The sequence below is a fragment of the Streptomyces sp. NPDC058464 genome, from assembly GCF_042721035.1.
Taxonomy (GTDB): Bacteria; Actinomycetota; Actinomycetes; order Streptomycetales; family Streptomycetaceae; genus Streptomyces.
The window spans coordinates 61,142-70,595 of record NZ_JBHXMA010000053.1 but is presented as its reverse complement, the minus strand read 5'-3'; the positions used below and the strand labels follow the sequence as shown (position 1 = coordinate 70,595).

Below are 9,454 nucleotides of genomic sequence, written 5' to 3'. Positions count from 1 at the left end.
CCCTTCGGGGGCGCCAGTGGAGCGCCCCTTCAGGGGCGCGGGGAACTGCGCGACCAGCCACGATGGCGCCGCACCCGACCGGCGCGGCTAAGGCGCTACCTGCCCCCGGAACGCCTCCGCGTCCCAGCTCCCGTCCAGCCGCGCGGACAGCCAACTGGGCGCCACCGCACGGAAGTCCGCCGGCGCCAATGCCCCGGCCCCGGCCGGCACCGCACCCAGCAGCGGCGCCCCCGCCACCTCCGGCAGGTCGGCGACATTGCACCGCGACGCCAGATCGGGGGAGTCGGGCCAGCTGCCGATCACCACACCCAGCAACTCCAGCTCCCGGGCCCGCAGTTCACGGGCCGTCAGCTCGGTCGTGTTCAGCGTGCCGAGCCCGGCCGACGCCACCACCAGCACCGGCGCGTTCAGCAGCCGGGCCGCGTCCGCCAGCGTGCCGCCCGCCGCGTCGAACCGGACGAGCAGGCCGCCCGCGCCCTCCACCAGCACCAGTTCGTGCTCGGTGGCCAGCTTGGCCGCCGCCTCCGCCACGTCCTGCGGATGCACGGGGGCCATTCCCGCCCTCCGGGCCGCCGTGCCCGGCGCCAACGGCTCCGGGAAGCGGGCCACTTCGGCCGCCGTCACGGCTCCCGCGAGCCGCGCGACCTCGTCGGCGTCCCCGCGCTCGTCCGGTCCCACGCCCGTCTGCGCGGCCTTCAGGACCGCCACCGAGCGGCCCGCGGCGGCCGCGGCGGCGGCGATCGCGGCCGTGGTGACCGTCTTGCCGACCTCCGTGCCCGTCCCCGTGATCACCAGGATCGGCATGGTCATCCCTCCCGCGCGGCGGCGCACACCGCGCGCGCGATCCGTGCCACGTCCGCGTCACCCGTGACGTACGGCGGCATCGTGTACACCAGGTCGCGGAACGGCCGCAGCCACACGCCCTCGCGGACCGCGGCGGCCGTCGCGGCCGACATGTCGACCTCGTGGTCGAGCTGGACCACCCCGATGGCACCGAGGACCCGGACGTCCCGGACGCCGGGGATCTCCCGGGCGGGTGCCAGACCCTCCCGCAGCCCCGCCTCGATCCGCTTGACCTCCGCGAGCCAGTCCTGGCCGAGGAGCAGCCCGAGCGAGGCGCAGGCGACCGAGGCCGCGAGCGGGTTGGCCATGAACGTCGGCCCGTGGGCCAGCACCGGCACCTCGCCCCGCGAGATCCCCTCGGCGACCCCGGGCGTGCACAGGGTCGCCGCCATCGTCAGGTAGCCGCCGGTCAGCGCCTTGCCCACGCACATCACGTCCGGGGTGACGGCCGCGTGGTCCGCCGCGAACAGCGCGCCGGTGCGCCCGAAGCCGGTCGCGATCTCGTCGAACACCAGCAGCACGTCGTGCGCGTCGCACGCCTCGCGCAGCACCCGCAGGTAGGCGGGGGAGTGGAAGCGCATCCCGCCGGCGCCCTGCACCACCGGCTCCACGATCACCGCGGCCAGCTCGTGCGCGTGCCGCTCGACCGTCGAGCGCAGGTGCGCGGCGTACGACTCGTCGTACTCCGCCGGCGGCGCGTCGGCGAACACCTGGCGGGGCAGCACCCCGGACCAGAGCTCGTGCATCCCGCCCTCGGGGTCGCAGACGGACATCGGCTGCCAGGTGTCCCCGTGATAGCCGCCGCGCCAGGTCAGCAGGCGCTGCTTGGCGGGGCGGCCGAGGGAGCGCCAGTACTGCAGGCACATCTTCACCGCGACCTCGACCGACACGGACCCGGAGTCGGCGAGGAAGACGTGCTCCAGGCCGGCGGGGGTGATGTCGACGAGGAGCTTGGCCAGCCGGACGGCGGGCTCGTGGGTGAGCCCGCCGAACATCACATGGCTCATCCGGCCGAGCTGGTCGTGCGCGGCCTCGTTGAGCACCGGGTGGTTGTAGCCGTGGATCGCCGACCACCAGGACGACATGCCGTCGACAAGATCGCCCGAGCCGTCCGCGAGCCGCAGCCGGACCCCGCTCGCCGACTCCACGACGAGCGGTTCGGCCCGGCCGGGCATCGGACCGTACGGATGCCAGACGTGCCGACGGTCGAGGTCCAGCAGCTCGGGGACGCTCAGGCCAGGCACGTCAGGCATTGGGCGCGAGATCCGTTCCGGCACCCCGGCGGCGGACGGCGACCAGGTCGGTGCGCGGCTCGTTGGCGGGGACGGTCACAGCCTCGGCCACATCTTCGTGGGAACCGCAGACCGACCCGCAGCCGGCGCTCTCGCCCGCGTGCGATCCGCAGCCCGCGCCCTCCGTCGCGTGCGACCCGCACCCGGCGCCCTCGGCCCCGTGCGACCCGCAGCCGGCACCCTGCGCCTCGGCCCGGTGCTGCGGGAGCGTCACCTCGTCCGCGCCCTCCACCACGAACCCGGCGTCCGTGATCATCTCCAGGTCGGCCTGGCCGGCCTGGCCCTCGGTGGTCAGGTAGTCGCCGAGGAAGATCGAGTTGGCCAGGTGCAGCGCGAGCGGCTGCATGGTGCGCAGGTGGACCTCTCGGCCGCCCGCGATCCGGACCTCGACGTCCGGGCAGACGAACCGGACCATCGCCAGGATGCGCAGGCAGCGCTGCGGCGTGAGGTTCCACTCCTTGGCCAGCGGGGTGCCCTCGACCGGGATCAGGAAGTTCACCGGAACGGAGTCAGGATCCAGCTCGCGCAGCGAGAAGACCACGTCGACCAGGTCCGCGTCGCTCTCGCCCATGCCGGCGATCAGACCGGAGCAGGCCGACAGCCCCGCCGCGTGCGCCTTGTTGACCGTGTCCACCCGGTCGGCGTACGTGTGCGTGGTCGTGATGTCCCCGTACGTCCCCTCGGACGTGTTGAGGTTGTGGTTGTAGGCGTCCGCGCCCGCCTCGCGCAGCCGCTCCGCCTGGCCGTCGGAGAGCAGGCCGAGGCAGGCGCACACCTCGACGCCCTCGTGTCGCTCCTTGATGGCCTTGATGGTGCCGGCGACCCGGTCCACGTCCCGGTCGGTCGGGCCGCGCCCGCTGGCCACCAGACAGACCCGCTTGGCGCCCCCGGCCAGGCCCGCGGCGGCCGCCTTCGAGGCCTCGTCGGGTTTCAGCCAGCTGTACTTCAGGATCCCGGTGGAGGAGCCCAGCCGCTGCGAGCAGTAGGAGCAGTCCTCCGGACACAGGCCCGACTTGAGGTTGACCAGGTAGTTGAGTTTCACGCGCCGCCCGAACCAGTGCCGGCGCACCTTGCCGGCCGCGGCCACCACGTCGAGCACGTCGTCGTCGGAGGTCGCCAGTACGGCGAGCGCTTCCTCGCGGGTCGGCAGCTCGCGCCGAAGCCCCTTGTCCACCAGCGTGTTCAGCAGGTCCATGAGAGCCGATCCTGTACTACGAGGCTGCTCCGGGCCAAGGAGAGTTTGCACAACCCTGTCAGTTCGACGTGTGGGTATTGCCACACAGTGGGGGGCGGGTGGTCCCGCTAGGGTCTGTTCACTGCCTACAAAATCACCGGAGGGGCCATGGCGTTCGGCTGGATCGACGATCAGGCGGAGCAGCGCCGCCGCGCCGGACTGGTACGGACCCTGCGCCCCCGCCCCGCCGACTCGCCGTTGCTGGACCTGGCGAGCAACGACTACCTGGGCCTCGCCCACCACCCGGAGGTCGCCGAGGGCGCCGCCGGGGCGGCCCGGACCTGGGGCGGCGGCTCCACCGGCTCCCGGCTGGTGACCGGTACGACGGAACTCCACACCGAGCTGGAGCGGGAACTGGCCGGATTCTGCGGGTTCGAGGCCGCCCTGGTCTTCTCCTCCGGCTACGCCGCGAACCTGGCCGCCGTCACCACGCTCGGCCCGCACGGCTCCCTGATCGTCTCCGACGCGCTCAACCACGCCTCCCTGATCGACGGCTGCAGGCTGGCCCGGGGCGCCACCCAGGTCGTCGGGCACGCCGACCCGGACGCCGTGCGCAAGGCGCTCGGGACGCACGAGGGGCCCGCGGTGGCCGTCTCCGACACGGTGTTCTCGGTCGACGGGGACGCGGCACCACTGGCCGCGCTGGCCGAGGCGTGCCGGGAGCGCGGCGCCGGACTGCTGGTCGACGACGCCCACGGACTCGGGGTCCTCGGGGACGGCGGGCGGGGCGCGCCGTACGCGGCCGGGCTGGCCGGCGCCGAGGACGTGGTGGTCACGGCGACCCTGTCGAAGTCGCTGGGCAGCCAGGGCGGCGTGGTGCTGGGCCCGGCCCGGGTGATCGACCATCTGGTCAACGCGGCCCGGACCTTCATCTTCGACACCGGCCTGGCCCCGGCCGCGGCGGGCGCGGCGCTGGCGGCCCTGCGGCTGCTGCGCCGTGAGCCCGGACGGGCGGCCCGGGCCCGCGAGGTGGCCGCGGAACTGCACGCACGGCTGACCGCCGCGGGTCTGGAAGCGGTGCGTCCGGACGCCGCGGTGGTCTCCGTGCGGGCCCCGTCCCCGGAGCAGGCCGTGCAGTGGGCGGCCGACTGCCGTACGGCAGGCCTGGCCGTGGGCTGTTTCCGTCCGCCGTCGGTGCCGGACGGCATCTCACGGCTGAGGCTGACCGCCCGTGCGGACCTCTCCGGGGCCGAGATCGAACGCGCTGTACGAGTGATCGGCGAGACACGACCATGAGTCGGCGTGACACGGCCGGGCCTGGCTCGCAAGCGGATACGGAGTAGTTCGTGGAACGGGTGGGCGTCTGATCAGTTTCGTTCTGATCGCTTTCGTTCGAATCTGATCAGACTCATCTTGGGCTGATCAGTTGACAAGCGCGGTGACGAAACCCGCCCAGCTCTCGGGGGAGAAGAGCAGCGCGGGTCCGGCCGGAGCCTTGGAGTCGCGCACGGCGAGCAGTCCGGCCGACGGGCCGGAGCGCGGCCGTGCCGTCTCCACGCAGTTGTTCGCTCCGGTGCTGTAGCTGCTGCGCAGCCACCGCAATCCGTGCAGATCAGCACTTGAAGGTACGTTCCGAGGCAGTGCAGTCATGGTGCCTCCTTACGTGCCGTCAGCTATCACGGCGATGTAATCCAACGAGTCCTCGGGCGAAAGGGCGTGGATCCGAAGCGTGTTGAAGGCTTCCGTGTAGGCCTGGAGGTCTTCTTTCCGCTCCAGGTAGAGGCTACTCGTCAACTGGTCGATAACAACCACGTCCAGATCAGAAGTGCTCGGAAATGAGAAGATTACGAAAGGTCCCGTGATGCCGACATGCGCCCCGGCCGCGAACGGCAGCACCTGGAGCCGTACATGGGGCAGCCGGGCCGCCTCCATCAGCCGGACCAGCTGCCGCGCCATCACGCCGGGACCGCCCACCTCGCGGCGCAGCACCGCCTCGTCCAAGACCGCGCTCAGCTCCAGCGGCGGATCGCTGTGCAGCACGTCCTGCCTGGCCAGACGCACTTCCACCAGGGCGTCCAGGGCCTCGTCGTCACGCCCGTCCACGGCTGCCCGGGTCACCGCACGCGCGTACTCCGGGGTCTGCAGCAGCCCGGGCACGACCGAGGTCTCCAGCGTGCGCATGGCGCTGGCCTGCGACTCCAGGCTGATGAAATCCCGGTAGGCGGGCGGCAGTACCCCACGGTAGGCGTGCCACCAGTGGTGCCGTCCCGCCGTGTCCTCCGACCCCGCCAACACCAGGAGCAACTCGCGCAGTTGCCCCTCGACCACGCCGTAGGCGTCCAGGAGTAACCGCACATCGGCCGGTTTCACACCGCTGGCGCCGGTCTCGATCCGGCTCACTTTCGACTGATGCCAGCCCACCAGACGGGCGGCCTCACCGCTCGTGAGGCCGGCGCCGGTGCGCAGTGTGCGCAGTTCGGCGCCCAGTTTCCGGCGGCGTACCGCGGGACCGTTCTGCATGGGCTACTCCTTACTCCTTCCGAGCCGCCCAAATACGGTCTGAGGTAGCAGAGTTCACCGCTTCGAGCGACAGATATATGCATATCTTGGTGGATCGCTCCCCTGACCGGCCCGGTAATGGCAGTCTGGCGAAGAAGCACCAGTCCGGGACCGTACTCGAACCATCCGCGCTGTGTCGGACTCCGGTCCCGAGGAAAGGGACGACGTCGCCATGGCAGACCACCTGGAAGCATCCGTCACTCTGCCGAGCGATCCCGCCTCGGTCTCCACCGCCCGCTCCTACGTGCTGGACACTCTCGCGGAGTGGGGACTGCCACCGGAGACGGAGACCGCGGACACCGTTCGCCTCATCGTCTCCGAACTCGCCACCAACGCCGTGCAGCATACGTTCGGGCAGTCACCCACCTTCACGGTGGACCTCGTGCTCGACCGCGACGAACAGCTGCGCATCGGCGTCACGGACAGTCATCCGCGCTTCCCCAAGAGACTTCCCGCCGCGGTCCAGCAGGACAACGGGCGCGGCATGGTCATCATCCGCTGGCTGACCGCCGAATGCGGCGGCAAGCTCCGGGTGCGCCCCACCCGGGAGGGCGGCAAGACCGTCTCCATCGAACTTCCCTGGACGGTCCCGGCCGGCACCGTCACCGCGGCCGGCCAGCAGGAACCGTAGCCCTGAGTCCCCGCCGGCCGGCCACCGGGTGCTGCCGCGCGGATCAGCTGACCCGGCCGTACCAGACGCTGCGCGTCCAGATCTTCTGGAGCCTCACCACGTCCCCGGTCTTCGGGGCGTGCCAGATCTTTCCCTTCCCGGCGTAGATGCCGACGTGGTACACGCTGGAACCCGAGTGGAAGAAGACCAGGTCCCCGGCCTTGCGGTTGCCGGCCGAGATGTGACGGGTCTTGTTGTACTGCTGGGCCGCCGTACGAGGCAGCTTCTTGCCCGCCTTCTTGAACGAGTACAGCGTGAGCCCGGAGCAGTCGAACCTGTTCGGCCCGGTGGCGCCCCACCTGTAGGGCGCGCCCTTCTTCGAGGCAGCGACCTGAAGTGCCTTCGTCGCCATCGTGGCGGCCGAGGCGTCGGAGGCGACACCCGGGATCACGATCGAGCCGCCCACGGCGGCGATGGTCAGTGCCGAGGCCGTACCGGCCCGGGCCATCAGCGACGGAACACGATTGAGCGCATTCATGCGCAACCCTTCGTCAGCCGCCTGTGAAGGATGACCTGTCGGATTCGGGCTGGCGAAGTTGCCCGGCCGTGTTGCCACGGCTTCACCCCAAGGGCTGCTCGGCCCGGTCATGGTGCGACCGTGCCGGCGACCCGGCTTGCTTGGGTCCTCCACTCCTGCCGATGCACTTCTGTCGACGGGTCAATCCGGGCGGCGGCAGGACTCGGCGTCCGCCCGGACCGCCCCGCCGCTGTGGCGGGGGCTTGTCGTCAGACAGGGATCTTCACTCACTCGTGTCCGAAAAACCCAACGGAATCGGGGATTTGTGGGGTTACTCACCACCCACCCGTTCGGGTGGACAACCCTTTGTTCGATTCTCCGTCAACTGCCCTGCGTAGCCCCGGACCTGCGCGAAAGCCGCTCGCGGGCACCCCCGTGCAGGCGGGTCGAGCGGCTCCTGCGGGCAGGTAAAACCACGCCACGCTCCGCCGAACGGCAGTAACCCCTTTGGGTCGTTTCGACTCCGGCCCGGTCGCGCCGTCGACGCACAGGACCGCAGTCCCGCGGGTGTCACCGTACGCAGTCGGGCGGGAGTGCGACGCGAGCGGTCCGGCGCTCGCCGTCGAGCACCCGCAACGCCCGTGCCAGCGTGTCCCCGTGAAGCTCCGTCTCGCCCCGACGATGCATCAGGGTCAGCGCGTCACGCAGCTCGGACGCCGCGCGCACCAGCGCCTGCGCGGCGCGCAGCCCGCGGTAGGTGTCCTCGTTCTGCGCCGGATTGATCCGGCCCAGCAGGTCCACCACGTCCAGGTAACGGTCGATCAGCTCGCCCTCGGCGCGGGTCAGTGCGGGCAGCGGCGGGAGTTCCGGCGGCAGCATCGGCGGCTCACCCCGCGTCCGGCAGGCCGAGCGAGGCCCGGCGACTGGGCACGACCCGGTCCACCAGCCCGTAGGCCAGCGCCTCCTGGGCGTCCAGGATCAGGTCCCGCTCCAGATCCCGGTGCACCTGTTCCGCCGTGCGCCCGGTGTGCCGCACGAGCATCGCTTCCAGCAGTGCCCGTTCCCGGTCCAACTCCTCGGCCCGGATCGCCAGATCGCTCGGCTGGCCGTGGACCGGTTCCGGCAGCGACGGCTGCTGCAGCACGATGCGTGCGCCGGGCAGCACGGACCGCTTGCCCGGCGTGCCGGCCGCGAGCAGCACCGCCGCCGACGCCCCGGCCTGTCCGAGGCAGATCGTCTCGACGTCACAGCTCACGTACTGGACCGTGTCGTAGATCGCGGCCATCGCGCTGAAGGACCCGCCCGGGGAGTTGATGTACAGCGAGATGTCCCGATCCGGAGCCGCGTACTCCAGATACATGAACTGCGCCATCACGTCGTTGGCCGAGGTCTCGTCGACGGGCGTGCCGAGAAAGACGATCCGCTCCTCCAGGAGCTTCGAGTACGGATCCAGGGTGCGCTGCCCCATGGCCGTGCGTTCCGTGAACTCGGGCAGGACATAGCGGGCGGACGGTCGGGTCATGGCATACCCCTCCTCGTGGCTGAGCGTCTCGGCGGCCGAGCTCTCTGTAAAAAATGTACAGGACGTACATACAGTGGGGTAGGGATTCCGCTGTCGCCGAACACGAGGCGTTGTCCGGAGTGCCCCGTAAGCTGGGTCCATGGCCTACGAGATTCCGGTGACCCAAGCCAGGGCTGAGCTCGCCGAACTGATCAACCGGGTGGTGTACGGCGGTGAGCGCGTCGTCGTGACGCGCCACGGCAAGCCCCTGGTCGCCCTCGTCTCCGCCGCCGACCTCGAACGCCTCGAAGGGCTTCCGGAACCCGCCGAGGAGCACGTGGACCACGTGGTCAGCGCGGTCTCCACGGTCCGCGAGCCCGCCACCGCCGTACGCTCCGAACGCGGCCGCTTCGGCATCGCGGCGGAGCACCGGGGGGCCGCGGGCTCCTGACCTTCGGCATGACGTCGGCCCTCCCGCGGAGCGTCCGGGGGAGGGCCGCTCGGGTGTCACGGGGCGTCGTCAGGCGACGGTGAAGCCCCCGTCGACCGGGAGGACCGGGCCGGTCACGTAGGTGGCGTCCACCGGACAGCGGATGCCGACCGCGACATCCTCGGCGCGCCCCACCCGTCCGGCCGGCACCGCGTCCGCGGCCGCCTCGAACTGCGCCTGCCGTTGCTCCCGGGGCAGAAAGCCCCACCAGGGCGTGTCGACGGCCCCCGGCGACACCGCGTTCACCCGAACGGGCGCGTGGGCGCGGGTGCGCGGCGAGATCGCCGCCGGCCTGGACCCCGACCTGCTCATCGACGTCGTCCACGGCGTGCTGTGGTACCGCCTGCTCCTCGGCCACGCACCCCTGGACGAGGCGGCGGGCCGGCAGCCGGCCGATCTGGTGGTCCGCGCGGTGCGCTGAACGCCGTTCCGGCGGCCGCTCTGCGCGACCATGGCCCGGTTAACGTC

General features: G+C 71.5%; 13 protein-coding genes and 1 riboswitch. Of the genes, 4 read left to right on the top strand and 9 right to left on the bottom strand.

Going from position 1 to position 9,454, the window contains the following annotated elements; all coding sequences use genetic code 11:
• Positions 1-87 precede the first annotated feature (87 nt).
• From bioD to bioB, 3 genes are read right to left on the bottom strand one after another with little or no spacing between them, the layout of a single operon-like run.
• Positions 88-804, bottom strand: a complete 717-nt coding sequence (gene bioD, locus ACFWPQ_RS44635; protein ID WP_384048753.1) for a dethiobiotin synthase — start codon at positions 802-804, stop codon at positions 88-90.
• Positions 805-806: 2 nt separating this feature from the next.
• Positions 807-2,096 (bottom strand): adenosylmethionine--8-amino-7-oxononanoate transaminase, encoded by a 1,290-nt coding sequence (locus ACFWPQ_RS44630; RefSeq protein ID WP_384048747.1) that lies wholly within the window; start codon positions 2,094-2,096, stop codon positions 807-809.
• Complete coding sequence (gene bioB, locus ACFWPQ_RS44625) at positions 2,089-3,330, bottom strand: biotin synthase BioB (RefSeq protein WP_384048744.1); 1,242 nt, start codon at positions 3,328-3,330, stop codon at positions 2,089-2,091. Before bioB ends, ACFWPQ_RS44630 begins: the two co-directional genes overlap by 8 nt.
• 147 nt (positions 3,331-3,477) lie before the next feature.
• On the opposite strand from bioB, the gene ACFWPQ_RS44620 reads away from it, so the two are divergent.
• Positions 3,478-4,605 carry an 8-amino-7-oxononanoate synthase gene (locus ACFWPQ_RS44620; protein ID WP_384048742.1) on the top strand — a complete coding sequence of 376 codons (1,128 nt, stop codon included), beginning with the start codon at positions 3,478-3,480 and terminating at the stop codon, positions 4,603-4,605.
• Positions 4,606-4,731: 126 nt separating this feature from the next.
• Here ACFWPQ_RS44620 and ACFWPQ_RS44615 read toward each other — a convergent pair whose 3' ends face one another.
• On the bottom strand, positions 4,732-4,959 hold the full coding sequence (locus ACFWPQ_RS44615) for a DUF397 domain-containing protein (RefSeq protein ID WP_384048740.1): 228 nt from the start codon (positions 4,957-4,959) through the stop codon (positions 4,732-4,734).
• A gap of 9 nt (positions 4,960-4,968) precedes the next feature.
• Complete coding sequence (locus tag ACFWPQ_RS44610) at positions 4,969-5,829, bottom strand: helix-turn-helix domain-containing protein (RefSeq protein WP_384048737.1); 861 nt, start codon at positions 5,827-5,829, stop codon at positions 4,969-4,971.
• 211 nt (positions 5,830-6,040) lie between these two features.
• Here ACFWPQ_RS44610 and ACFWPQ_RS44605 point away from each other — a divergent pair, with 211 nt between their 5' ends.
• Entirely contained in the window at positions 6,041-6,499 is a 459-nt protein-coding gene (locus ACFWPQ_RS44605) for an ATP-binding protein (protein ID WP_384048734.1), read from the top strand.
• A 43-nt stretch (positions 6,500-6,542) separates the two neighbouring features.
• Here ACFWPQ_RS44605 and ACFWPQ_RS44600 read toward each other — a convergent pair whose 3' ends face one another.
• The 3 genes from ACFWPQ_RS44600 to ACFWPQ_RS44590 all read right to left on the bottom strand — a co-directional run bounded on the left by ACFWPQ_RS44600 (position 6,543) and on the right by ACFWPQ_RS44590 (position 8,517).
• On the bottom strand, positions 6,543-7,016 hold the full coding sequence (locus ACFWPQ_RS44600) for a C40 family peptidase (protein ID WP_361298254.1): 474 nt from the start codon (positions 7,014-7,016) through the stop codon (positions 6,543-6,545).
• A gap of 3 nt (positions 7,017-7,019) precedes the next feature.
• A riboswitch (cyclic di-AMP (ydaO/yuaA leader) is annotated at positions 7,020-7,204 on the bottom strand.
• Between the two features lie 361 nt (positions 7,205-7,565).
• Positions 7,566-7,874, bottom strand: coding sequence for a hypothetical protein (locus ACFWPQ_RS44595; protein WP_217551763.1), 309 nt, complete (start codon positions 7,872-7,874; stop codon positions 7,566-7,568).
• A gap of 7 nt (positions 7,875-7,881) precedes the next feature.
• Positions 7,882-8,517, bottom strand: a complete 636-nt coding sequence (locus tag ACFWPQ_RS44590; RefSeq protein ID WP_384048731.1) for an ATP-dependent Clp protease proteolytic subunit — start codon at positions 8,515-8,517, stop codon at positions 7,882-7,884.
• Positions 8,518-8,656: 139 nt separating this feature from the next.
• Between ACFWPQ_RS44590 and ACFWPQ_RS44585 the strand changes: the two genes are divergently transcribed.
• Positions 8,657-8,947: a type II toxin-antitoxin system Phd/YefM family antitoxin gene (locus tag ACFWPQ_RS44585; protein ID WP_361298247.1), complete on the top strand. Its 291-nt coding sequence runs from the start codon at positions 8,657-8,659 to the stop codon at positions 8,945-8,947.
• Between the two features lie 69 nt (positions 8,948-9,016).
• Here ACFWPQ_RS44585 and ACFWPQ_RS44580 read toward each other — a convergent pair whose 3' ends face one another.
• Positions 9,017-9,223, bottom strand: coding sequence for a hypothetical protein (locus ACFWPQ_RS44580; RefSeq protein ID WP_384048727.1), 207 nt, complete (start codon positions 9,221-9,223; stop codon positions 9,017-9,019).
• Between ACFWPQ_RS44580 and ACFWPQ_RS44575 the strand changes: the two genes are divergently transcribed.
• On the top strand, positions 9,201-9,407 hold the full coding sequence (locus ACFWPQ_RS44575) for a TetR-like C-terminal domain-containing protein (RefSeq protein WP_384048724.1): 207 nt from the start codon (positions 9,201-9,203) through the stop codon (positions 9,405-9,407). The two genes, ACFWPQ_RS44580 and ACFWPQ_RS44575, sit on opposite strands and share 23 nt — an antisense overlap.
• The last annotated feature ends 47 nt before the right edge of the window (positions 9,408-9,454 follow it).